Source organism: Ruegeria sp. AF5 (genome assembly GCF_056541905.1).
This window is the reverse complement of sequence record NZ_JBQFYZ010000016.1, coordinates 1-22,775: the sequence shown is the minus strand read 5'-3', so window position 1 is coordinate 22,775 and position 22,775 is coordinate 1. Positions and strand designations below refer to the sequence as shown.

General features: G+C 54.9%; 21 protein-coding genes and 1 tRNA gene. 20 read left to right on the top strand and 2 right to left on the bottom strand.

Annotated elements, in window-relative coordinates:
* The first annotated feature begins 30 nt into the window (after nucleotides 1-30).
* The 12 genes from hisD (at nucleotide 31) to ACR0DS_RS16905 (ending at nucleotide 7,271) form a co-directional block, all read left to right on the top strand.
* A complete protein-coding gene (gene hisD, locus ACR0DS_RS16960) occupies nucleotides 31-1,332 on the top strand; it encodes a histidinol dehydrogenase (RefSeq protein WP_480560296.1) in 1,302 nt (433 codons plus the stop codon).
* A 98-nt stretch (nucleotides 1,333-1,430) separates the two neighbouring features.
* A complete protein-coding gene (locus ACR0DS_RS16955; RefSeq protein WP_171722821.1) occupies nucleotides 1,431-1,910 on the top strand; it encodes a UPF0262 family protein in 480 nt (159 codons plus the stop codon).
* A gap of 3 nt (nucleotides 1,911-1,913) precedes the next feature.
* Nucleotides 1,914-2,372 (top strand): arsenate-mycothiol transferase ArsC, encoded by a 459-nt coding sequence (locus ACR0DS_RS16950; protein ID WP_209505795.1) that lies wholly within the window; start codon nucleotides 1,914-1,916, stop codon nucleotides 2,370-2,372.
* Nucleotides 2,369-2,767: a ketosteroid isomerase-related protein gene (locus tag ACR0DS_RS16945; protein ID WP_480560294.1), complete on the top strand. Its 399-nt coding sequence runs from the start codon at nucleotides 2,369-2,371 to the stop codon at nucleotides 2,765-2,767. The genes ACR0DS_RS16950 and ACR0DS_RS16945 overlap by 4 nt, the downstream gene beginning before the upstream one ends.
* Nucleotides 2,760-3,353, top strand: coding sequence for a GNAT family N-acetyltransferase (locus tag ACR0DS_RS16940; RefSeq protein WP_480560292.1), 594 nt, complete (start codon nucleotides 2,760-2,762; stop codon nucleotides 3,351-3,353). The genes ACR0DS_RS16945 and ACR0DS_RS16940 overlap by 8 nt, the downstream gene beginning before the upstream one ends.
* 157 nt (nucleotides 3,354-3,510) lie before the next feature.
* Nucleotides 3,511-3,969 carry a hypothetical protein gene (locus ACR0DS_RS16935; RefSeq protein ID WP_480488378.1) on the top strand — a complete coding sequence of 153 codons (459 nt, stop codon included), beginning with the start codon at nucleotides 3,511-3,513 and terminating at the stop codon, nucleotides 3,967-3,969.
* Between the two features lie 174 nt (nucleotides 3,970-4,143).
* The gene (locus tag ACR0DS_RS16930; protein WP_480560290.1) at nucleotides 4,144-5,019 is read left to right on the top strand and encodes a carbon-nitrogen hydrolase family protein; all 876 of its coding nucleotides are present in this window, start codon (nucleotides 4,144-4,146) and stop codon (nucleotides 5,017-5,019) included.
* A gap of 91 nt (nucleotides 5,020-5,110) precedes the next feature.
* Nucleotides 5,111-5,329: a translation initiation factor IF-1 gene (infA, locus tag ACR0DS_RS16925; RefSeq protein WP_005978431.1), complete on the top strand. Its 219-nt coding sequence runs from the start codon at nucleotides 5,111-5,113 to the stop codon at nucleotides 5,327-5,329.
* 11 nt (nucleotides 5,330-5,340) lie between these two features.
* The gene (locus ACR0DS_RS16920) at nucleotides 5,341-5,919 is read left to right on the top strand and encodes a Maf family protein (RefSeq protein ID WP_480560288.1); all 579 of its coding nucleotides are present in this window, start codon (nucleotides 5,341-5,343) and stop codon (nucleotides 5,917-5,919) included.
* Entirely contained in the window at nucleotides 5,916-6,938 is a 1,023-nt protein-coding gene (locus tag ACR0DS_RS16915; protein ID WP_480560286.1) for a ribonuclease E/G, read from the top strand. The genes ACR0DS_RS16920 and ACR0DS_RS16915 overlap by 4 nt, the downstream gene beginning before the upstream one ends.
* Nucleotides 6,935-7,117 carry a DNA gyrase inhibitor YacG gene (locus tag ACR0DS_RS16910; RefSeq protein ID WP_480488370.1) on the top strand — a complete coding sequence of 61 codons (183 nt, stop codon included), beginning with the start codon at nucleotides 6,935-6,937 and terminating at the stop codon, nucleotides 7,115-7,117. Before ACR0DS_RS16915 ends, ACR0DS_RS16910 begins: the two co-directional genes overlap by 4 nt.
* A gap of 79 nt (nucleotides 7,118-7,196) precedes the next feature.
* A tRNA-Phe gene (locus ACR0DS_RS16905) sits at nucleotides 7,197-7,271 on the top strand.
* Nucleotides 7,272-7,298: 27 nt separating this feature from the next.
* Here the strand turns inward: ACR0DS_RS16905 and ACR0DS_RS16900 are convergent.
* On the bottom strand, nucleotides 7,299-8,423 hold the full coding sequence (locus ACR0DS_RS16900) for a tyrosine-type recombinase/integrase (protein ID WP_480560284.1): 1,125 nt from the start codon (nucleotides 8,421-8,423) through the stop codon (nucleotides 7,299-7,301).
* 611 nt (nucleotides 8,424-9,034) lie between these two features.
* On the opposite strand from ACR0DS_RS16900, the gene ACR0DS_RS16895 reads away from it, so the two are divergent.
* The 8 genes from ACR0DS_RS16895 to ACR0DS_RS16860 all read left to right on the top strand — a co-directional run bounded on the left by ACR0DS_RS16895 (nucleotide 9,035) and on the right by ACR0DS_RS16860 (nucleotide 22,345).
* On the top strand, nucleotides 9,035-9,457 hold the full coding sequence (locus ACR0DS_RS16895) for a helix-turn-helix domain-containing protein (protein ID WP_480616870.1): 423 nt from the start codon (nucleotides 9,035-9,037) through the stop codon (nucleotides 9,455-9,457).
* A gap of 668 nt (nucleotides 9,458-10,125) precedes the next feature.
* On the top strand, nucleotides 10,126-11,373 hold the full coding sequence (locus ACR0DS_RS16890) for a MotA/TolQ/ExbB proton channel family protein (RefSeq protein ID WP_480560280.1): 1,248 nt from the start codon (nucleotides 10,126-10,128) through the stop codon (nucleotides 11,371-11,373).
* A 5-nt stretch (nucleotides 11,374-11,378) separates the two neighbouring features.
* Nucleotides 11,379-12,182, top strand: coding sequence for a hypothetical protein (locus tag ACR0DS_RS16885; protein ID WP_480560278.1), 804 nt, complete (start codon nucleotides 11,379-11,381; stop codon nucleotides 12,180-12,182).
* Nucleotides 12,183-13,193, top strand: a complete 1,011-nt coding sequence (locus tag ACR0DS_RS16880; RefSeq protein WP_480560276.1) for a hypothetical protein — start codon at nucleotides 12,183-12,185, stop codon at nucleotides 13,191-13,193.
* Nucleotides 13,190-18,694: a hypothetical protein gene (locus ACR0DS_RS16875; protein WP_480560275.1), complete on the top strand. Its 5,505-nt coding sequence runs from the start codon at nucleotides 13,190-13,192 to the stop codon at nucleotides 18,692-18,694. Before ACR0DS_RS16880 ends, ACR0DS_RS16875 begins: the two co-directional genes overlap by 4 nt.
* A 550-nt stretch (nucleotides 18,695-19,244) precedes the next feature.
* Nucleotides 19,245-20,060 (top strand): HipA family kinase, encoded by an 816-nt coding sequence (locus tag ACR0DS_RS16870; RefSeq protein WP_480560273.1) that lies wholly within the window; start codon nucleotides 19,245-19,247, stop codon nucleotides 20,058-20,060.
* Complete coding sequence (locus ACR0DS_RS16865; RefSeq protein WP_480560271.1) at nucleotides 20,057-20,947, top strand: DUF3037 domain-containing protein; 891 nt, start codon at nucleotides 20,057-20,059, stop codon at nucleotides 20,945-20,947. The genes ACR0DS_RS16870 and ACR0DS_RS16865 overlap by 4 nt, the downstream gene beginning before the upstream one ends.
* A 216-nt stretch (nucleotides 20,948-21,163) precedes the next feature.
* Nucleotides 21,164-22,345, top strand: a complete 1,182-nt coding sequence (locus ACR0DS_RS16860) for a DUF3800 domain-containing protein (RefSeq protein ID WP_480560269.1) — start codon at nucleotides 21,164-21,166, stop codon at nucleotides 22,343-22,345.
* A gap of 76 nt (nucleotides 22,346-22,421) precedes the next feature.
* Here the strand turns inward: ACR0DS_RS16860 and ACR0DS_RS16855 are convergent, their stop codons facing one another.
* The gene (locus tag ACR0DS_RS16855; protein WP_480560267.1) at nucleotides 22,422-22,682 is read right to left on the bottom strand and encodes a hypothetical protein; all 261 of its coding nucleotides are present in this window, start codon (nucleotides 22,680-22,682) and stop codon (nucleotides 22,422-22,424) included.
* Nucleotides 22,683-22,775: the final 93 nt, after the last annotated feature.

Here is a 22,775-nt window from a genome sequence, read left to right as displayed (position 1 = left end):
CCCAATGCGCAACGCCCGGAGTGCCAGATCATGCCCGTTTTCCTTGATACCAAATCGCCCGATTTCGAACCCGCCTTCCGGACCCTGCTCTCGGCCAAGCGCGAGGACAGCCCGGATGTGGATGCGGTTGTGGCGCAGATCATCGACGACGTGCGCAACCGGGGCGATGCGGCGGTGATCGAACTGACGGCCAAATTCGACCGGCTGGCGCTGACGCCCGAAACGCTGGCCTTCAGCGCACAGGAGATCGCGGATGCGGTGGCGCAGGTCGGGGCCGACGATCGCGCGGCGCTGGAACTGGCCGCTTCCCGTATCCGGGCCTATCACGAAAGGCAATTGCCCGAGGATCAGGAATGGACGGATGCGACGGGCGCAACACTCGGCTGGCGCTGGTCTGCTGTCTCGGCCGCAGGGCTTTACGTGCCGGGTGGGCTGGCCTCGTACCCGTCATCGGTGCTGATGAACGCCATCCCGGCCAAGGTGGCCGGTGTGGAACGGCTGGCCATCGTGGTGCCCACGCCCGAAGGGCAGGTGAACCCGCTGGTGCTGCTGGCGGCACAGCTGTCGGGTGTGGACGAGGTCTATCGCATCGGCGGCGCGCAGGCCGTGGCGGCGCTGGCCTATGGCACCGACACCATCGCGCCGGTCGACAAGATCACCGGACCGGGCAACGCCTTTGTCGCGGCGGCCAAGCGGCGCGTCTTTGGCAAGGTCGGCATCGACATGATTGCCGGCCCCTCGGAAATTCTGGTCATCGCCGACAAGAACAACGACCCTGACTGGATCGCGCTGGACCTGCTCAGCCAGGCCGAGCATGACGAAAGCGCGCAGTCGATCCTGATCACCGATGACGCCGCATTCGGCCAATCCGTCGCGCAGGCGGTCGAAAAACGGCTGGAAACCCTGCAACGCCGCGCCATCGCCGGGGCCAGCTGGCGCGACTACGGCGCGGTGATCACTGTGCGCAACCTGGACGAGGCCGCAGCCCTGTCCAACCGCATTGCCCCGGAACATCTGGAACTTTGCGTGGCCGACCCGCGCGCGTTGAGCAAAAAAACCATCCACGCCGGAGCCATCTTTCTGGGTCAGTACACCCCCGAAGCCATCGGCGATTATGTGGGCGGCCCCAACCACGTGTTGCCCACCGCCCGCTCAGCACGGTTTTCGTCAGGCCTCAGCGTGATGGATTTCCTCAAACGCACCACGCTTAGTCAGATGACTCCCGAAGCCCTGCGTGCCATCGGCCCTGCCGCCGAACAGCTGGCGCAATCGGAAAGCCTCGAGGCGCATGGCCTCTCGGTCACCGCGCGCCTGAACCGCCTGAATGGCTGAAATGACGCAAAGACCGGGCGCATATGGCGTTTCTGTGCGTTGCCCGTTGAATATCATTGCTATAGGTCTGTGCTGACGCAAGGAATGTGACTGTAAAGATGACCCGCATCTCGCATATCGAACTGGATGATAGAAATCTGCCGCCGCCCACGCCCGAGATCGAGCAGGAGCGCAAGGTCGCCATCTATGATCTGCTGGAAGAAAACAGCTTCTCGCTGCCCAAACGCGACGACCGCGTTGTGCCCGAGGGCCCCTATCGCCTCCAGCTTTCGATCCGCGACAAACGGCTTGTCTTCGACATTGAAACCGAGGCCAACGAAAAAGCGGCCGAGTTTCACCTGTCGCTCGGTCCCTTCCGGCAGGTGGTCAAGGATTACTTCCAGATCTGCGAAAGCTATTTCGATGCGGTGAAATCGCTGCCGCCCAGCCAGATCGAAACCATCGACATGGCCCGCCGGGGTATCCACAACGAAGGCAGCCGCGTGTTGCAGGAACGGCTGGAAGGCAAGGCAGATGTCGACACCGACACCGCCCGTCGCCTGTTCACGCTGATCTGCGTTCTGCATTTTGGGGGCTGACGCGTGAAGCCTCTGCCGCAGTCGGTCTTGTTCTGTTGCGACCACAACGCGGTTCGGTCCCCGATGGCCGAGGGGCTGATGAAGAAATTCTATGGCACCGGCACCTATGTCCAGTCCGCCGGTGTGCATAACGATCTGGAAATCGACGGCTTCAGCATCGCGGTCTGCCACGAGGTCGGCGTGGAACTGTCCCGCCACCGCTCGCGCTCCTTTGACGAGATGCAGGAATGGGGCGATGACCTCAGCTCGTTCGATCTGGTCGTGGCGCTGTCGCCCGCCAGCCAGCGGCAGGCGCTGGAACTGACCCGTGTTTTTCACCTCGATGTCGATTATTGGCCAATAATGGACCCTACCGGGATGGGCGAGACCCGCGAACAAAAGCTACATCACTACCGACAGACCCGCGACCAGATCATTCAGCATCTGAAAGACCGCTGGGGCGAACCAACGGAGGGGACATGAACCAGACCGTCAAAACCTATTTCGATGCCTTCAACGCCGGTGACGTCGATGGCATGCTGGCCTGCCTGTCCGATGACGTGGCCCATCACGTGAACGAAGGCCAGATTCGCGTCGGCAAGGACAAGTTCGCCGCCTTTTGCGCCCATATGAACCGCTGCTACCGAGAAAACCTGACCGAGATCGTTGTGTTCGAGGCTCAGGGCGGCACCCGCGCCGCGGCCGAATTCATCGTCAACGGCACCTATCTGGAAACCGACGAGGGCCTGCCCGACGCGCACGGCCAGACCTATCGCCTGCCTGCCGGGTCGTTCTTTGACCTCAGGGACGGCAAGATCACCCGCGTCACCACCTTCTATAACCTTGCAGACTGGACCAAACAGGTCTCGAATGGCTGACGTCAGTGACGTCCGCCCCCTGACCGGAGCGGCGCTTGGGGCCGCTCTGGACGATGTCGCTCGCCTGCGGATCCGGGTGTTTCACGCCTGGCCCTACCTCTATGACGGCGATCTGGAATACGAGCGCAAATACCTGCAATCCTACCGAGACAGCGACAAGGCCATCGTGGTCGGTGCCTTCGACGGCGACCGCCTGATCGGCGCCTCGACCGGTGCGCCGCTGACCGACCACGCCGACGATTTCGCCGCGGCCTTCGACGGCACCGGGCTGGACCTGTCGCAGATCTTCTATTGCGCTGAATCCGTCCTGCTGCCGGACTATCGCGGGCAGGGAGTCGGCCACAAATTCTTCGACACGCGCGAGGCGCACGCCCGCGCTCTGGGCTTTGCCAAATGCGCCTTTTGCAGCGTGCAACGCCCCACCGACCACCCCCTGCGCCCCGACCACTACCGCCCGCTGGACACCTTCTGGCGCGCCCGCGGATACAAGCCCTTACCCGGCGCAATCGCCCAATTCTCGTGGAAAGATATCGGGGAGGAGGGAGAGACGCTGAAGCCGTTGCAGTTCTGGATCAGGGAGCTGTGACCAAAATTTTGTCGTTATTAGTTGGCAGCGAATGAAGACGATATTGGTGAGTGTGCCCAAAAACCAACAGCCATAGAATGCGGAATCCGGTTGTTGATTTGGCGTTTAAGTGCATTGAAGAACGTGAAACAAATTGAAGGACCAGAATTGCTGGGGCATGAAGAAAATAGGAGTCAACGATTTGATTTATCGCGCAACATCCGCACTGTTTGTTTTATTAACGTTTGCAGCATGCACCCCTCAGGGGCCAAGTCGAGATGAGGTTTGGGAAACCATAGAAGGCTGTGATGGTAATGAGCGGTGTGCATTCGCAACATTGGTGACCAACGAATACAACAAAATTGCGGGTAAGCCTCTGGGGCAAGGAGTTTCTGTGAGAGGAGCGAAAACGGACGGTAAAGTCGTATCACTTGCAGTCAATGTTCCTGAACGCATCAAAACTGAACCGACAAGGGATGGCAGAACAGCGGAACAACAGTTGGCTTACTCTGTCAAAAAGGATCTTTGTGGTAAGAAAGATACTCGGCGGTTTTTCGAAATAGGCGGTGAGCTTGAATTTTCAACTTACCTTCCGACAGGAGAGCGTTTTTCAAAAAGCACTGTGGATTCCTGCTAAATTAACACAGGCTAGTTGCTCAGTGAGACCAGGGAGAAAACTCGGTTCAGTTGCCGCGCTGTGCCTCGTTTGAAAAAGGACGCATTAGCGCATCTGGTGGTGCGACCAAACTATACAGCCCGGGGCGGTATCAACCAGTGTCTAGCGAAAATGTTACTCAAGGGGACCCCATCAATGAAAGTCGCAACCGCCGCATATGATCTCGACTGGCTCGACAGCTGGGCGCAGTACGAGGACAAGCTGGACCGATGGGTTGCCGAAGCTGCCGGGCAGGGGGCCGGGCTGCTGGTGTTCCCCGAATACGGCGCGATGGAGGTGTCGACGCTCGATGGTGCCGAGGTGGCGGGTGATCTCGAACGCTCGATCCGCGCGGTTTCGGACCGGTTCGAGGATGTACAAAATTTGCACTCGCGCCTCGCAAGTGCATACAAAACGTACATTCTGGGTGCATCGGCCCCGGTTGTGGATGGGTCCGGCCGCCCGGTGAACCGCGCCGCGTTCTACGCCCCGGACGGTGGCCGCGACCATCAGGACAAGCAGATCATGACCCGCTTTGAACGCGAGGATTGGGACATTGCGCCGGGTGGTCCACTCAAGCTGTTCGACACCGCACTGGGTAAAATCGGTGTTCTGATCTGCTATGACAGCGAGTTTCCCCTGCTGGGCCGCGCACTTAGCCACGCGGATATGATCCTTGTACCGTCCTGCACCGAAGCGCTGTCAGGGTATTGGCGTGTTCGCATCGGGGCAATGTCAAGAGCATTGGAAAATCAATGTGTTACAGTTATGTCGTCACTGGTCGGAGCCAACGACTGGTCCGTAGCTGTGGACATGAACACCGGCATGGGCGGCGTTTTCGGCCCGCCGGACAAGGGGTTTCCGGCCACCGGAGTGCTGGCCGAGGGCGCTCTGAACCAGCCCGGCTGGACCTATGCGGATGTCGACCTGTCCGCCATCGCCGAGGTCCGCGCCGATGGCCATGTGCTGAACCGGACCCATTGGCCAGAGCAGGACGCCCGAGTCGAAACGGTCACATTATCCGCCCTTTAGATGAATCCGCCCTTGAAATAAGGGAAAAATAGGCTCATTTAAGCGCACATCCCCGCAGATTCTGCGGGCGCAACCTAATGATGGAGACAACATGGCCAAGGAAGATACGCTCGAATTTCCCGGTGTCGTGAAGGAACTCCTGCCTAATGCGACGTTTCGGGTCGAGCTGGAAAACGGCCATGAAATCATCGCACATACGGCAGGAAAGATGCGCAAGAACCGCATCCGTGTTCTGGCCGGCGACAAGGTTCAGGTCGAGATGACCCCCTATGATCTGACCAAGGGTCGGATCAACTACCGCTTCAAATAACGCCTGCCGAGATGGCGTTTATCCTGGGATCGGGCAGCCCAAGGCGGCTGGACCTGCTGGCGCAGCTTGGCGTGCAGCCCGACGCCATCCGCCCCCCTGACATCGACGAAACACCGCTGAAGGGTGAGCTTCCTGTTCCCTATTGCAACCGCATTACGCGTGAAAAAGTAATGACAGTTCAATCAGATAGCGGTGACATCACGCTTTGCGCGGACACGACAGTTGCACTGGGGCGGCGTATTCTGGGTAAGCCCGAGGATGAGGGTCAGGCTGCAGAGTTCCTGTACGCTCTGTCCGGTCGCCGCCACCGGGTGATCACCTCGGTCGCCGTTCGGCGCGGGGATCGCATCCTGCAACGTGATGTCGTCTCGCAGGTCAAGGTCAAACGCCTGTCTGACGTTGAAATCAACGCCTACCTGGCGACCGGTGATTGGCAGGGCAAAGCCGGGGCCTACGCGATCCAGGGCCCTGCTGGTGCGTTCATCCCATGGATATCGGGCTCGTTCACTGGCATCGTGGGGCTGCCCCTGTCCGAGACGGCCGCCTTGCTGCAAGGGATCGGCTACCCACTATATCGCGAGGCATCATGAAAGGTCGCACCATCGTTCTGGACCATATCCAAGGCCGCGAGGCCGCGGCATTGATGATTGACGGAAAGCTTGATGATCTCCTGATTGCCGCCGACGCGCCGGCGCCCGGCACCATCTATCGCGCCCGCGCCGATCGTCCGGTCAAAGGGCAGGGCGGTATGTTCCTGACCACACCCGACGGCCCGGCTTTTCTTCGACAGGTCAAAGGTTTAGCGCCGGGTGCCACGCTTCTGGTGCAGGTGGGCGGATATGCCGAGCCCGGCAAGGCCATTCCTGTAACCAACCGTATCCTGTTCAAAAGCCGCTTTGCCATTGTCACACCCGACGCACCGGGCCTGAACATCTCGCGCAGCATCAAGGATGAAGACAAGCGGGATCAACTGCTTGAAATCGCGCATGAACAAATGGGCGACAGCCCCTACGGGTTGATTCTCCGCTCCTGCTGCATGGATGCGGATGCCGGTGACATTGCCGACGACATTTCGGCCATGCTTGCGCAAGCTGAACAAGTGATGACGGACGAGGGCTCCGACGTCGAACTGCTCAGCGAAGGTGACAGCCCGCATATCCTCGCATGGCGCGACTGGACCGATCCTGCCGAGGTTGTGACGAAAACCGGCAGTTTTGAAACCCATAGTGTGCTGGACGCGCTGGATGTCGCCCTTGGTGTTTCCGAGCCTCTCCCCGGAGGCGGATACCTCTATATCGAACCGACCCGCGCGTTGGTGGCCGTTGACGTGAACACAGGCGCGGATACGTCGCTGGCGGCCGGGACAAAAGCCAACTTCGCTTGTGCCAGAGCTTTGCCACGTGCATTGCGTGTGCGCGGACTGGCAGGGCAGATCACACTGGATCTGGCTCCGATGCCCAAGAAAGACCGCCGAGGGTTCGAATCCGCCCTGCGTGCGGCCTTCAAGTCGGATCCGGACGAGACGATATTGGCGGGATGGACACCTCTGGGCCATTTCGAATTGCAGCGCAAACGCAGCCGGTTACCTGTCGCTGAGGTCCTGAAATGAGCTGCCCGATCTGCGGAGAAGAAACGCAAAAGAAGTTCCGCCCGTTCTGTTCGAAACGCTGCGCAGACATTGATCTGGCCAAGTGGCTGAACGGCTCTTACGCGGTCCCGTCTCAGCGCGAAGACGACCCTGAGTCCGAGGCCGAGGCGGACGAACACAATACAATGCGACCGCACTGAAAAAATGTAAAAAAGCCTCTGGACACTGCCGGTAGCAAGTCATAGAACGCCTCCACCCAACGACAAATGTCGTTCCCGTGCCCGGGTAGCTCAGGGGTAGAGCAGTGGATTGAAAATCCTCGTGTCGGTGGTTCGATTCCGCCCCCGGGCACCATTTAAATATCTGAAAATTAAGTAATTTTTAGGCATTCGGATTATCCTCTTTGTCAGGGTTTGACGGTTTTTCAGGTGGGTTTGACACTTTTGATTTCTGAGAGCGGCGCTCATATTCCCTTTCCCAAAACTGCATTGTCTTTCGGTTCTTGCGGGCCAGAGCTGCGTTCTTAGAGTAATGCAGGCCCATGACCTTCGAATCCTGAGCAAGCAAATCCGAAATTTCGCGCTCGTCTCTTCCAGCCTCTCTAAGCCAAGTTGCCATTGTGTGGCGCAACCCCTTGGGCGTAAGTCCAGGAGCAATCTTTCCGGCTTTCTCAAGTTTTTGGCGAAGTCGCTGCCATGCGCTTGCGAAGCCGTCGTAGGTCCATGGAGTGCCTTTTGAGCTGGCAAGCAGCGTATCGGCGTCATGTGCTGGAGCATCGGCCAGTTCAGCTTCCAACACACTGTTGATTGGGATCGCGGCTCCGACATTTGTTTTGTTGCGCCCTTTCCAAATCACTCCGTCATCTACTTGGTCTTTGCGGAACTCCAACGCGTCGCTTGGGTCTTGTCCCGTGCAGAAAATCATCGCCAATGCTGCCCGGAGCTGAGGGGAGGCTGCATCTAGGGCTGTTCGGACCTCTTCATATGTCCAGGTTCTGTAGGCCACAGGGGTATCCCTCGGGCGCGGTTTCTTAATGACATCCTCAGCGAAGTTCTGGAGAATCAATCCCTTGGGGATACTGAATTTAAAAACTTGTATGAGAAAGTTGCGCACTCGATTAGCCTTGTCCCAACTATACTTCTTCGCCAGTTTGTCATGGACTGCGGCAAGAAGAGGTGTGTCGATTTTCGAAACGGGAGTGTCCCGTATTGGGCGCAATACTTGGGCGCACATGCGATATTCACGCTTTGTCGCCTTGGATCTTTCCAGGAAATGTTCCTCTTCGAAGTATCTAGATATTAGGCCGCCAAGTGTTCCAGGTTTGGGTTCCTGCTGTTTAATGGCTTCGAAAGCTGCTGATATTTTTGAGCATTCTGCCATGAATCCCGCAGTGCCGAGGGGGGCTTTTTCCAAGTCTATTTTAATGTTGGTTATCCGGTGATAGCAGCGCATCTTGCCGTGCCGATCTCGAAATATCTTGAAGCCTTTAACACGAACGTGAGTCATTAAAGCCTTTCAACTATCTGACTTTGCGACAGCGACTCAGACTCGGGTTTCAGTTCATCTAACCATCTATCCAAGTCGGATTTGTCGTAACGGAGGCTTGAGGGCTGTAGCGCCACCGGTTGGACAGGGCACAGGACTTTGAAGTGCTTTATCGCCAATCCACAATAGTGTGCTGCTTCCGACGGATTCATCATGCGTTTTTCAACTACGCTGATGTTTAGATTGGTCGTAGCCATTTGTTGTTTCTCCACTAGTTTTTGCTTGAACGCCTTCCCGGGCCATTGCTTTCTGGTGTGTTGACCTTGGTCGCGTTTTGCTGAAACCGCTCCCAACCCGACAGTGTGAGCATTTTTGTCTTCGAAGAAATCTCCACGAACTCCAACCTGCCATCGTTCATAAGTGCGCGAACTTGCGCAGCACTCAACCCAACCATACTGCCAAGTTGCTTGGGTGAAAGTAGACGCTCTTGCTTCAATCTAGCCTCCAGTGCCTAAAATATGGCGAGATACTTGTCTTCGCGTGTTTCGCATGATCAAGTAAAAGAACAAATGAAACATGCTGTATTTCACGTATACGCACGTTTTTGCGCAATTGACAATTGGAAACACTGCATGGGACGAAAATCGGCAGATTCTCTTATGGGGATTGGTGCGCGGCTCGCGATCACTCGCAATGAGATGGGTTTGTCGCAAGCTGACCTAGCTAAGGTGATTGGGGTCTCGCTCCGCGCCTATCATAGCTATGAGAAAGGTGACCGCGGATTGCCGATTGAAGCTCTTGTCGCTCTTCATGAGAAGTTCAATTCGGACGTGAATTGGATTCTCCTGGGCGTTAAGTCTGTCAGGGTCGAGCATGACATCGAAGCCCTACAAGAGTTTGAAACCTCCTTGGATCGATATCTAACGGATCAAGGCATCACCATAAAAAGTGAAAAGCGTGGAGCAATAGTCGCGCGTTGGTATCGGTCTCTAACCGACGGAAAAGAAATCCAAATGGAAGACGTCTACACTTGGATCGAACTGCTGAGGGAGTAACGTATGCTATTTTCGAATATGTCACACATGCATCGGCATGAATTGGTTGTCCTTGAAAGAATAAAGCAGGGCGTTGACCGATTTACAGGGCCGGTCTTCAATGGGCTGTTCGTCGCAGCGATAATCTACTTGATGTGTTGCGTGAGGATGGAGCTCTTGCCTCCCTCCGAGGGACTTAGCGCAATCAACATTCTATTTGTTGTATCGGCGTCTACGATTGTCTTCGGCGGGCCCATTCTAATTCTTGCAATATTGATTGAGCTTCATCTACGCCGACGTATTTCCAAGACGTCGAAACGGCCAGGCACAAATGACACTTGGCCTACGTCTGCCTAGGCTGTCAGTTACTGCGCCCGCCACGGAATGTCGGCCATTCACTGCGGTTGCAAACGCAAAGGACTGTCGGATTCACGGTATGCGGAGAGGCTGTGTCGAAACTGGTAGAGATTTATTGGCTTCTCATTTGGCGTTGGATTTCGGGGGGCCAAACGCACTGGTCTCTCTGATTGTTTAGATTCCGGCGGGGAGTGTCTGTTGGGCTAGTTCAAATGAACAGCGTAAGCGATGACTTGTAAGTTGATTGCGATTTTGGGAACATCACCCAATGGGTTAGTAGCGGTCCATTCTGACAATACAGAGTATCTTTGACCTTAAAAGGGAGGCGAAGAATGAACTATGCGCGGCATCTCAAACACAATCACAGCGCGGCCATCGTCTTCTCACTGATAGTGGTCGCGGTCGTCTTAATAATAGGTAATTTGATTGCGGATCGGCAGCGTAGCGTGATTGCGCTCATCGATGAGGATATTCGCAGTGAGGGCCTCGGCGTCAATATGGCCACCTTGCTGCATGAGCGTGGCGTACTCTCAGTTACAGCAGAAAACCCAACGTTAGAAAAAGCCTATCAGGCTTTGATCTCTGAGTCACAATACCCAATCTACGTTTTTAAGCTTGATGCCTACCTGCAGGCAAGCAGGGTGATCAACAGCACATTTCGAAATACTCCCGGCGCCGCTCTCAAAATACTTGCCCGTCAAGACCTTCGGAAAACGGCCGCAACTCCCGACACCATCGAGTCGGAGATAGGTTCAGAAGTCGGCACTCCTGCGGCTGAACCCCCCGCGGCAAACGCCGCAGAGTTTAGCGCCGCGCGAAACGTCATTTCAATCCCTTGGTACGTCGTATTCTTTGGTTATGAGCAATATGTCTGCTTCTTTCTGGCGGCCTTTTGCCTAGGAGAGTTATATACAATCCGGCGCCGTCTAAGGGCGGAAGCAATGATCGCCGACGATACTGCCTTGGCATTTGATCTGAAAATCCTCGGTGACAATGAAATCGACGTTCAAACGACACAGAGCATTATCCATAAATTCAACGAGAACGCAGGGGATCTTATCTTCCCAAATGAGACGATTGACGACAACAAGCTACTGCAGATGCAGCGCTTTGCGTGGGTTGCGATGGTCAACAGTCTCCTAGAAGTATTCAGGCGTACTGGGGACCGGCTTCAGTCTTTAGAAGCAGCGACGAGTGCACACGAGGCAGTCCAGACCCGATTTGACGGCAGTTTCCATTTTGAGCAGTATCTACAGTGGGCTATCCCCAGCATTGGTTTTCTCGGTACGATCCGCGGTATTGCGGCCGCCATGAACGCGGCTCAGGTGGCCGACGACCTGCCTATCGTCGTATCCTATCTTGGCGTTGCGTTCTACTCCACCTTGACAGCACTGGTACTGAATCTGCTTTTGATGGGTGTTCGGGCAGTGACTCTTAATCGTGCCGATGAGGTGTTTACCCACTTGGATGAGGTTCTCCGGCGCGACGTAGTGCCTCGATTAATGACTCGCGCCCTCACGCCCGCTCAGGTGCCCCCCGTGATCGTGCAATCGCCACATGAGACGGTAAGCATGGAGTAGGCACAATGTCCAAACGCCGACGCCAAGAGGGAAACACTTTCCAGACAACGATTTCACTCCTCGATTTCGTAACGATCTGCCTTGGCGCAACCTTGCTGCTGGTCGTAATGGTGCCAAACCAATCAAGATCCCCGGCGATTGTCGCGACCCACCAGGAAGCTTTGGAACTCGCGCGGCTGTACTTCTCAAAGGACACCCTGAACCACAACGTTCATCTCAGCGAGGACCTGATCGCACGCCACCCGAGCCTGCCACCACTCAGCCGTCGCGCGCCCTTTGAGTACTTGGGTAAACGTCTGAGTTCCCTCGACGAGAGTCAGCGCGTTCGGCGTGCTGAAGTCTTGGTCGAGATGCCGTTAAGCCAAATTTACCGGCTCGACAAAACGATAGCCATCCTTCGTGAACGCGGGATCGGATTTGTTAATTTTCGCAGCTTTTCAACAGCCGGGAGCGCGTCGGCCTCCGACAGCAGGCTAGCATCAGTACTAAGTGCGTCTGATAGTGGGATTGGCGTTTTCGGCGCGCTCTCTGCTCTGCCTCTTTCCGCGGCGGCAGATGCCTTGCAGTCATCGGAGGATTCTCGTCACCAATCGCCAACACCAGCCGAACCAATAGTGGTCATCGTGGATAGCGTAGATGGGTTAAAGGCCATCGCCGATGCACTGCCCGGAAGCACCTGTCCAACAGCTGACATCTCTGCTCAAGCCACCCTTTTTCTAGTAGGGCCCCCTGTGGATGATACGAACGCAAGTGCAATTCGTACTGCATTAGGCGCCTGCGCGCGCTCTGACTACTTGGTGGTTCGATAGATGGCCAAGATCCGCAGCGCTCAGACACTCAGTCGCGTAGACGGTATTGGCCTATCCGTTGCGGCGCTCGACATGCTGTTTTGTGCACTAGGGGCTGTAATGCTCATTTTTGCCATGCAAGAGCGCGCCACTGTCGAGCAGTCGCGATCACAAGACGCCCAAACAAAAGTTCTCGCATTACAACGGCAGACTGAAAAGCTCGATAGCGTTACTGCGACCCGTCCCGCTCAGTGGGCTGGCGTACAAGCGTTGCCTGCCTTGAAGGGGACAGCCGTATTCGTGCTCGATCTCTCCGGAAGTCTTGCGAACGAAGCACAACGCCGAGCCCAGCGCCACTTGGTCACGCAGTACGTGATGCAGAACGATATCAAGGACTTTGCAGTCGTGTACTTTGCCAATCGCGTTCAAACTCACATACATTTCGGTGAAAGAACGCGCGCAGATTGGGTGAACGATTTGCGAGAAGACCTTGTCGATCAGTACGAAGGCGAAGTGCGCGATGGCGAGAGCTCGCGTGCTGCGAATTTGAAAGCGAAAGGGATTCCGGCCTCGACCGTGCAAAGTATGCAGGAAAGTGGTTTGCTGGAAAAACTAAGTTGGTTCGATGTCATTTCGCGACATGACCTGACGAGTGTCGGGAGTGGAACGCGGGTTGATGACGCTCTTAAAGTCGCCTTGGATGCAGCCGAGACCGGAGGAGTTAAGCCTCACCTCGTGCTAGTTTCCGATGGGCAAATCGGAACGGCAGCTTCCGACCCGAACCTTCGGTATTTTACTTCGCCCGAGCTTATCGAGGAGCATTTCGAAAGCCGCATCGCCATTTCATTGGTGAATCCAAGCGGGAGCGCTTTCACTTCTGGGGTTGTCAACATGGAACGTTTTGCCAGCTCGTCCGGGCACCATACCCTCATCAACGGTTATGGCAGCATACCAGAATCGCCGCCGCTCCCAAAACGCCCGCAAGAACCGACCAGTAAGACCGACTTCTCACTCCAGGGGGCAGCACAATGAAGCAGCTCGTCTATTCACTTATACTAATTTGGAGCGCGACCGCACTTGCGGCAGAGCCGCCCCCCGAAGCATTGCACTTTCCTGTCGCGGAATTTGAGGCTTTCGTGGCGCTCTCGGAGGATGAATTCGATACGAATGAGCAATGGGAGAGCTGGGTAACAGAACACCAGGGGCTGCGGCAACTGCCCACGGCGAGCGGGCACTACCTTGTCTACACGAATGATTCCATTCTGGGTCCTTACAATGTGTTTTTTGGTCCTTATCCGTCGCCCCCCGAGCTAGAGCGCGACCGCCTCTTCATGCGTCTGATGGGATCGGTGCAAAGCCGACCGAGTCTATTGGGCGCTCAGGTGCGATTGGTCGGTCCTGACCAACTCAATCGCATAAAAAAACTGGGACCGGGAAACTGGGCGCGCTCGGAGGCAATGGCAAAAGAGCGATCGCATCGTGCCCTTGCCCAGCTTAATCGCGAAGTCGAAGGCCGCTCCGAAGCAGTTTTATCAGATACCGATCGACTGCAGCTAATAGCCGCGCGCAATGCCCAAGTCCTGGATGAGGCCCCCCTTGGTGTGCTAGGTCAAACACTGGACGCGGACATTATGACCGCTTTGGATCGTCAACTGGGCCAATATCTTTCGATAGAAGCTCATCCGACCTTGGACATTGAGGCCTTAGAGCGAGAAGGTCTCGGTGCGATAGAGGTCGAAACCTTGTATCATAGCCTGTCTGGCGCTATTTCGTCCCGCGCCGCAGGGACGTGGGATTGGATCGAGGACGCAAGTGCTGGCTGGGCCGAGACGGAAATACGGGCCGCGTTGTATCCCAGCGGGACGCCGCAAGCTCTGTCGCCCGAACAAGCCGATATCGCAATTAGGTCGCTCGGACGCATTCTGCCAGCCACGGCGGCTAGGCGTTGGGGCTTATCTCCGGCGCAGATCCTTTCGAACACGCCCTCTCAACGCGAACTTGAGCGTGTCGCTGACCGCCTTGATCGCCACGGAGCGATCCGACCAGCCGAAATGATCCGTGGGCGGCTCGCCATAGCCGGAGCGAGCCTCCCCGACAGCAAAGACATCGGTTCGGCCCTGATCCAGCGCTTCTACTTAGCTGCAAGTCACCCAATCGTGCCCGAGCAGGATGTACTCGACGGCAAGACTGCTTTGACGCGAGCTAGTGAAAAGCTCCTCGAAGTCCCGCTCGATCCAAGTGAAATCGAAAATTGGATCGCGAACGGCGCCTCGAGTGAGGACGTTCAGAGGATCGCGGACATCGCCCAGCGTCTTATCGGTGATCTGCCCACGATTCAGGCCATCGGTAAATCCGCACGTTCGACGAAGCTCGAACCTTCGGCAGAAGCCAATCGCTGGACCAAGGAGGAAGTGCACGACATCATTGGTCGTATCGGTAAAGCCGAGCGTCAAGCACGTTCTGCGGAAACACTAGACGAGAACCACGAAGCCGATATTAAGATCGCCGAAGCTGTAATCGAAGGCGTGACAGCAGGTGAGCGACAGGAGCTTGCTAAAGCGCTTGGGCAAGCCGCCGGTGCCAATGAAGTTGAGGCGGAAGCCAAAGGCGAAGAACTGTTGCAGCAAGCGGGCGCCAATACCTCCGGAGGTGTGACCAGTGACCAGGCAGCAAGCGCCTCAGAGGCCGCTGCGGTTGAAGGTGGTCACTCTTTATCGGGCGAGCCCGGCGATGCCAATGAAGGCGGTACAGGCGATCGCGGCGGCAGCGGCGCCATTCCTGTCCAAAGCTTGCCGGTTCTGGAGATGATTGCGCGCCTCCTTGCGCAGTACTTTGGCGTGGAGGCTTACCTCAAACAGGCCGCGTTGCTGGTCTATATGTTTGCCGGCGATGTCGTGAAGGATCTCGTCGCACAACTCGAAGGCCTGAACGATGCGTTTGGCGACGACTTGAACAACATTGCCCAGGACGTCAACAAACTGCTCGACGCAATGGGTCCCTTTATGGGTGACATTGGAGCACTAGCCGACAAGGCGGTCGAGCAAGGTATGGAGCAAGCCGCCGCCGCTTTGGCTGATCTCGCAACTGCGAAGTTCGAGGAAGCCGCGGTCAATGAACTGAAACGTCGAATTGCCGATGAACTCGGGGTCGATCCTTCTCTTATCGACGTTGAAGGGGCTCTATCCATGGCCTCGGATTTCAGCATGGAAAAGCTCACCGCACTCGCCGAGACGGCCGTGGAAGACGCAGCGCGCGACGCTACGGCGGAATTGCTGGCTGACGTTGGCTTACCAGCGGATGTTCTAAACAGTAAAAACTGGGATGCGGCAGGCGAGGCGGTCATTGGCGTTCTCCAGCAAAAAGCCGCTGGTGAGGTGTCTCGTCGTTTGGGTTTCGATGAAGCGATCGCGGGCGATATCACCGAACTTGCCAATGCCGGTAACTGGACCGAAGTCGGTACAATACTCGTCGACAAAGGACGCGAGAGAGCCATTGCCATTGCGGCGCAAGAAAGCGGCTTGCCACCCGAAGTGCTTAGCGACCCAGTTGCTGCACCTGACAAACTCAAACAGGTCGTCCACGAGGCCGGTTCGGTTGCTATGCTCCTTGGCGAAACCTCGTTTGGCACTACCAAAGAGCTAATGGAGATATCATCAGCCTCACCGGAGGCCATTGCGCGCCGCGTCCTTGAAAAGCAGCTCAAGGACCTAAAGTCGCGCGACCCGCTATTGCATGCTTCTATCGAAGCTTACCAAGAAGGGGGACTGGAAAAAGCCCTTGAGGAAGCTAGGAATGACGCCACGGCTCGGCTCCGTGAGCAAACGAATTCCCTTGAGGCAGCGGTTGAGTTGGCGGCCGGAAAGTGGACCCCGGCGATCCTCGACCAAGCGTTGGACGAATTGCAGGCCTTAGACACTCTCGGCTTAACTGCGGCCGCTTCCGACGCAATCAAGGAAGCGGTCAATCCTACTGACGCCCTTAACCAGCATGTTTTTGATTGGGCGAGTTCGCGTTATACTCTCAAATTCGAGCCCGACAAGCCATGCCGAAAAGCCGTGGACGCTCGCGACCCTTCGGCAATTCGCAACGCTTGTACTCTCTGGTTCCGCGAGGGCTATCGCAAGACAGGGCGATCTATTGAAGCCGAGCTTTCCGCCGACCCCGAGCTCATCCAGTCTGTGAAAGACAGCGGTGATCGCAGCGCCTTAGGTCAAGCACTGCTTCAATATGCCATGCGCGTTGGCAGTGACGACTTGCCTGAAGAGCTTGCGGACATCGGCTGGCAGCAGGTTTTGCAATCCGGCCTGGAGGGCTCTATCACGGAGTGGTCGGAACTGTCGGCGTCAGACGCTGCAAAAGACCTTTTGATCTATGCCGATACCACGGCCACGCAGTCGGTCTTTAGGGCAGTCCAAGCGGGCAAATTCGACCAAGCCGCAATAACCGTATTCGAGAACCAAGATAACCAGGCGCTTCTGGATCGCATGCCATCCACCGTCAAATCTTCCTTCAACACCACTGAAGACACCAGGGAGCTGCTCGACACCATTTCTTTAGAACTGCGCCAGCAAACGCTCAGCGTCGGGCTCGGTGCATTGGAACAAGACCCCAATTTCCATAGTGTTGCCGATGTGGCACGCTGCATCGGAGAAACTAAGGGCCAGCCTGAATGCAACGAACTCTCTGCCACGTTAACCGATCGCGCGTTGAACGTCGGGTTGGCCGGTCAGAACGCCGACCTGAGCCAAGCGATAATGACCCGCGACCCAGCACTCGCGGCCGGTAGCCAACGGGCCGAGATAGAAGCAACCATTCAATCGGCACTTGATGGTGAAGCGCTTACCACCACACGCTGTTTGCCCGCTAATGATCCAGGCTGCATCTTTCGTGAAACGCAATTGATTCCTGAACTTCGGGCCAAGTTTCCGGACCTGTCCGAATCCGCAGCCCGCGAATTGGTTGCTGATTCAGAACTAACTCTGTCAAATCTTAAAGGGTTCGCGCAGGGCGCACTCTCCGATGAATCCACGGTTGCCGCGCTGGGTGCGAGCAAAGAATCCCTGAAGGACTTTGCGGATACGCCAAGCTTGTTGGACGATCCTGAAGCCCAGCATCAACTCAAGCAATCATTTCTTGCGGAAAGCCTAAGCTCCGTTGTCGGTGAAAGTGCTTCAAAGGAACTGTTGTCCAGGATGTCGCAGAAGAATGACGTCTCGCCAGAAGGCCATTGTGTTGATGTCCTTTTGCGTGCTTTCATCCCATCTGCGAAGCTAAGTAACGACAACCCAATCTTTCCTGTTCCTGATGCTACCAATAAGTGGATGATACCAGGCCCGTTGGCAACAGTTTCAGGTTTCAAACCCATTGCACTGTCCAGCAAGGCGCGTGCCAAGCTTGGCGAACCCTCCCCGGCAATGCTTCGGACCTGCTACAGTGGCGACGACAGGGGCTATTCAAGCGATCCTAAAGCGACCAGCCGCGTGTGGCTGCGCTTTACCATGCACGTGGGCGAAACCGCTTTTGAAGTCGACCCAAGTTCGGTACAAAAAGGCACTTACAAGTCTCACGCTCTACACTGCGAAACCGGAAAAGTGATCGCGAGCGCACTTGCTGATGCGGACTCGGTAACGGTTGAGGCCTTGCCTGAATCAGGAGGGCTTGCTCGCGCAAAGGTCAACCTTGCCGGGCAAAATCCGCTGATCCCCACGCTGTTCAGCCCGCAACTCGAACTCGAAGGTACCTTCATCTACGACCGCAAAACACTGAGGATTGATTTTGATGGAGAACGCGAGGCTTTTCCGGCATATGAAGCCTACGCTCGGCTAAACAATGGTGACTGGCAGACCCTGTTTGCAGTTGGCCCTGAGAAAGGCGCCAGCGCGTTCTCAATCGTGGATTACGGCGTTCTTAACTCCGGTTTGCCTCTCACAGCTTCTGTTGAATTGCCGGGCCTTTCGAGTGCTTGCCGCTTGCCGCAGGATGATGCACGTCGTCACGCGCTCCGGCGCGCAGCGAGAGAAGCATTTAAGAAAAGCGTGGATCACTGCGTGACGTTTACTGAGGTTATGAAGATGGCGGCCGACCGAGCTCCAGACATGCTGACCTATCTGGAGGATCTAAGGCTGGTTCTCGTCGGCTCGGACATCTTGAGGCGGCAGGGTGAGCGGGGACCTTACTACATCGGACCAGGGCTCACCAACGACACCGGATTCAAAGCCGAGTTTGTTGACGGCAGCCCGCAGGTTGAACACGCCATGTGGGGAATGTACGCGGGTAGAGGGTCTCTTTCACTGCCAGGCGTTGCGGGCGGTGTCGGGGCTATAGTCGAAACCGCACAGGGCATCCGTCATTTATTGGGCATTGCGATTGAAGACGATCGATACAGCGGTATGAGCGCGTCGGAAGTTGTTCAAGGTTTTTACGCTGACAGTGCCCTCTACGCCGTCGCTGGGACTTTCGCAGAGGGCCTCAGATCTGCAAACTATCGCGACTCCCACCAACTGGCTCGACAGGTGTTTTGCGCTAAGCCATAGTCCAACTTCTTCATAATTTAGTGGTGTTTCTCGGCAATACCCCGCTGCTCATTTGAGGACCATGGCAATCAAGCCGCTTTATTTAAGATGCTCGTAACCAGACACTTGGCGTTGTGCTTCGAATGCCTGATTGATTGCGCTCCACCTACTTTTGACACTGACACGGCGGTGCTTTTGCAGCGAGAGCGGGTCTTTGCATGTAAGATGGTTCCGGGGGAACTCAGCTTGGGTCAAAATGCCTAGGGCACGAAGACTAACGACAATTTCGTCTCCGAAATTGTGTAGTGAGTACACATTTTTCAATGTACGTTGACGCGTTATCGCGCGCCTCGTTGTTCGATCGGGGCTGTCTGCCCCGTACCCCGAGGATGTTTCGCGAAGGTGAGGGCAGCCCTGGAAGAAAGTAATGGATTTGGCGGGGCAGGTCAGTCAGTCAACGGCTGACGGCAGTCACAGAAACTCTAATTGTTTGAGCTTAAAATCAAAAACCGGTTGCAATCAATTTGAGTGAACATACTGTTCCGACAGGACTTACAACATCTGTGTGAATATGGTGCTGACGGTAGAAGCCTCCGAATTTCTTGAACGCGCTACAACCGGCAGATCGCACCCTATGCTGTGTGTTTGCGATGAAAATGACGGAACAAGCCGCTACGTCTATGTGAAATATGAGAACTTCCATGAAGAGCTTACAACTGACCACCTCGTGGCTGAACTAGTCGCAAATATTTTTGCTATAGACTTGGGGCTTCCTGCAGCAGAACCCTGCTTAGTAGAAATCGATGAGCTTTTCGTCGAAACTTTGCCCCACACGCCTGAAGGGGTCGCTCTTCGAACCGCGCTCCAGAATGCACCTGTCACCGCTTTCGGCTCCACGCAGCTTACCCCTGTGAGACGTTGGGAAACAACGGATTTGGTCCATAAAAGCCAGCGTAGAGAGGCAGCCCTACTGTATTTGTTCGACACTTTGGTTGAAAATACTGACCGAGGAAAAGGGAATCCTAACCTCTTAATGTCCGGTTTATCGTTTAAGGTTATTGATTTTGGGCATTCTTTTCAAAGGTGTCATAAAGGTAACAAATTTGACGGTGCCACAATGCCGTGGTGTAACGGTGGGATAGGAAATCACTTCCCTGGCACGATGCAACACATCATGTATCCGAGTTGTCGCAACATAGAAGAAGAAGTCTTGGATGACTTCACAACTGCACTCGAAGCCCTTACAGAAGCGAAGATCGAGGGTTATATTGAAGTCATCCCACCAACGTGGGACCAAGATGCCGCGTGCGAGATTATCGACTACCTGTTGCTAGCGCACAGTCATGCCAACCAGTTCATCGAACAAGTTAGGGGAGTGCTGAAATGAGCAAGAAGTTTTCTTTTAGTTACTGCCTCTTGCAGTATCGTCACAACCCTTGGCTTAAAGAGCGAATGAATATTGGCGTCCTCATGTACGCACGGGACGCGTCTTTTCTGAAGCTATCTGTTCGAGGATGGGATGGACGGATTACTGCCGCTTACCCAGACATAAACAAGGCAGCTTTCACCGAAGACTTGAAACAAATTTCGCGAGCTGTGAACCGCTTCTCGCGCGATCAAATTTCTAGCCCCAATCTTTTGACAGGGCCTACAACTTGGGAAATGCCCTCCGATAGTGGAAATGAAGCGAAACACTTAGCCATGTTGATCGCCTCTGGAATCGATACAAGTTATACTTGGGCAGATGGCGGCGTAGGCGTTTGCAAAGCGCCGGAAGAGCGTCTTGATGAGCTTTTTAGGCGCTTCGTTGTTCCTTTTGACAGAGAAAAACCTCATGTGTCGCGAAGCGACGAGCAGGTCTGGTCGGAAATCAGTAAATTGATTATGGCTCGTAAGTTGGCTGAGAAAATAGAAGTTGAGCCGAAGATTCATACAGATTTGGGACCGATTAGGTTTCAAGCTGGCTATAAGAATGGAAGCTTCCATGCCATCCAATCTTTGTCGTTCGATTTGGCGGATGAGGATCGTATCGGTGCAAAAGCTGGCAAGTGGAGCGGTTTTGCGCAGGCGGTAAAAGCAGCGTCGGGTAAAAGAGACGTCGTGACACAATTTGTCCTTGGGCGACCTACAAACAACCAGCTCATTCCATCTTTCCGTTCTGCACGTACTTTCTTAAAAAGCATTGTCGGTACTGAAAATGTAGTTGAAGAACGCGACGGCGGCGAGTTTGTTGATCGAATTGAGGACGATCTTCGCCACCACCCCATTCATTAACAGACAGCTTCCCGACTAGTCCCACAAACGCAGGTGCCGTTCTCGGAAAGAGTGTGTCTACAAGGCGCTCGCTTAATACTTTGTTAAACTTTGAATTTTAGATGGAAGCGCCGGTCGTATTTGGCTGCCCAAGACTCCCTCATGGAGAACAGGCGCGCGCGCCAAAAACGTTGAAACATAAGATTTTTTTTGGAATATTGAATGAGGAATACCACGATGTTTGCTTACGTAGATGAAACTGGCAATACCGGTAAGAACATCTTTGATTCAGCTCAGCCGGACTTTTTTACCGGCGCGTTGATCACAAAAACAGATTTTGATGTTTTGCATGGTAAGCGCCTTCATTCCATCGCTTTGCGCGCTGGTGTACCGGCATTGCACGCATCAGTTGTGGGAATGGGACCTATTGAAAAGGCGGCAAGCGACGTCCTACGCCTGTTGAAGAGAGTCGATGCCCGCTTCTTTATTTCGCGTGTGGAAAAGAAATACCTATTAGCTACAAAAGTTTACGATGTTTTTTTTGACTCGGGAGAGAACCCAGCAGCCTCGTGGTCTGCCTATAATATCAAGCCGCTCAAAATGATCCTGTGCTTCAAAGTGGCGACACTTATTACAGAGCAAATTGCTCACGACTTTTGGGAAATGCTCATGGCTCGCAATGAAAAGCTAGCCCGTGAAAAAATTCCTGGAATATGTGAAAGTCTTTTGGCGCAGGTCCCAAACCTAGCTGACGCAAGATCGCGGGAAGTCGTATCTGAAACCTTAGAATGGTCTAGAAGTCACCCCGAGGCGTTGGACATCTTCATTGCGGGTCGCCAAGCAAAGAACGGACATATGCCAAACATGGTTGCCTTCGCCAATCTACTTGATGGTTTGGAAGGATTCTCCAAGCGTTGGCAGCGCCCTCTAAAGAAAATCGTTCATGACCGACAATCTCAGTTTGAAGGATCTCTCGCGGAATGGCACAAAATGTTCTCCAACGCTTCCGATGAGCCAATCCATCGGCCAGGTGAAACTATCGTGTTTCAAAAAGTTGCGGGTTCGACCTTTGAAGTTTCTGCTTCCGACGAAAGCGCGGGTATCCAGATTGCCGATCTGATCCTGTGGCTGTTTCGGCAACATTTGTCCGGGAAACGGCTGCCGACTGCATCAGGTCAGTTGCTGAACTACGTCTTCAAGAAGGGTTACCACAGTGATTTTTCCTTCGATGGAGTTGGTCAACAGGTAGAAGAGCAGTACCGCCAGATAATGGCGAAAGAGCTTACACCTGAAATGGAGCAAAAGGCTCAAGAAATGATCACCGACAATGAACGCCACCGGCAGCGTATGATCTCGGCCTATGAAGAAGACGGTTTGATGCCATACCAAAGGGCATCTACAAAGTTGATTGAAAAGTAAGTACCCGCGAACAATCAAGCGTTTGTTTCGTGGGGCCTCTAACTTTTCGCTTTGCGACTACCCGCCAATCAGGGTTTCAATCGAACTCAGCCGATCTAAGATGGCGGTAGCGGCGAAAAACCCGGTACCTTACAAAGCGGGCTTGGCGGTCACCGGACCAACCTTTGTCTTCCATACGACGAAAAAGCTCGATTTCTTCGTCGGTCGCTGGCGAGCCTTCGATCTCTTGCATCGCAAAGGCATGACGTAAAAGTTTGGAACGGATTCCGTCATATCTGGGGCCAAGTGCCATGGGTTTCTCCATTGCCAGAGTCAGAGCTACGAGTTTGTCCGTCATCGAATGATTTGGAACACGAGCGTTTGATTGGCTTAGGAGGATCAGGCTCGCCGCAGTTTCAATCTACGCCGCGTTCTGATGATGCAGCAAGCG

Coding starts and splice junctions, on each gene's coding strand:
- hisD (WP_480560296.1), top strand. CDS start 31: ATGCCCGTTTTCCTTGATACCAAATCGCCCGATTTCGAACCCGCCTTC.
- ACR0DS_RS16955 (WP_171722821.1), top strand. CDS start 1,431: ATGACCCGCATCTCGCATATCGAACTGGATGATAGAAATCTGCCGCCG.
- ACR0DS_RS16945 (WP_480560294.1), top strand. CDS start 2,369: ATGAACCAGACCGTCAAAACCTATTTCGATGCCTTCAACGCCGGTGAC.
- ACR0DS_RS16940 (WP_480560292.1), top strand. CDS start 2,760: ATGGCTGACGTCAGTGACGTCCGCCCCCTGACCGGAGCGGCGCTTGGG.
- ACR0DS_RS16935 (WP_480488378.1), top strand. CDS start 3,511: ATGAAGAAAATAGGAGTCAACGATTTGATTTATCGCGCAACATCCGCA.
- ACR0DS_RS16930 (WP_480560290.1), top strand. CDS start 4,144: ATGAAAGTCGCAACCGCCGCATATGATCTCGACTGGCTCGACAGCTGG.
- infA (WP_005978431.1), top strand. CDS start 5,111: ATGGCCAAGGAAGATACGCTCGAATTTCCCGGTGTCGTGAAGGAACTC.
- ACR0DS_RS16920 (WP_480560288.1), top strand. CDS start 5,341: ATGGCGTTTATCCTGGGATCGGGCAGCCCAAGGCGGCTGGACCTGCTG.
- ACR0DS_RS16915 (WP_480560286.1), top strand. CDS start 5,916: ATGAAAGGTCGCACCATCGTTCTGGACCATATCCAAGGCCGCGAGGCC.
- ACR0DS_RS16910 (WP_480488370.1), top strand. CDS start 6,935: ATGAGCTGCCCGATCTGCGGAGAAGAAACGCAAAAGAAGTTCCGCCCG.
- ACR0DS_RS16900 (WP_480560284.1), bottom strand. CDS start 8,423: ATGACTCACGTTCGTGTTAAAGGCTTCAAGATATTTCGAGATCGGCAC.
- ACR0DS_RS16895 (WP_480616870.1), top strand. CDS start 9,035: ATGGGACGAAAATCGGCAGATTCTCTTATGGGGATTGGTGCGCGGCTC.
- ACR0DS_RS16890 (WP_480560280.1), top strand. CDS start 10,126: ATGAACTATGCGCGGCATCTCAAACACAATCACAGCGCGGCCATCGTC.
- ACR0DS_RS16885 (WP_480560278.1), top strand. CDS start 11,379: ATGTCCAAACGCCGACGCCAAGAGGGAAACACTTTCCAGACAACGATT.
- ACR0DS_RS16880 (WP_480560276.1), top strand. CDS start 12,183: ATGGCCAAGATCCGCAGCGCTCAGACACTCAGTCGCGTAGACGGTATT.
- ACR0DS_RS16875 (WP_480560275.1), top strand. CDS start 13,190: ATGAAGCAGCTCGTCTATTCACTTATACTAATTTGGAGCGCGACCGCA.
- ACR0DS_RS16870 (WP_480560273.1), top strand. CDS start 19,245: ATGGTGCTGACGGTAGAAGCCTCCGAATTTCTTGAACGCGCTACAACC.
- ACR0DS_RS16865 (WP_480560271.1), top strand. CDS start 20,057: ATGAGCAAGAAGTTTTCTTTTAGTTACTGCCTCTTGCAGTATCGTCAC.
- ACR0DS_RS16860 (WP_480560269.1), top strand. CDS start 21,164: ATGTTTGCTTACGTAGATGAAACTGGCAATACCGGTAAGAACATCTTT.
- ACR0DS_RS16855 (WP_480560267.1), bottom strand. CDS start 22,682: ATGACGGACAAACTCGTAGCTCTGACTCTGGCAATGGAGAAACCCATG.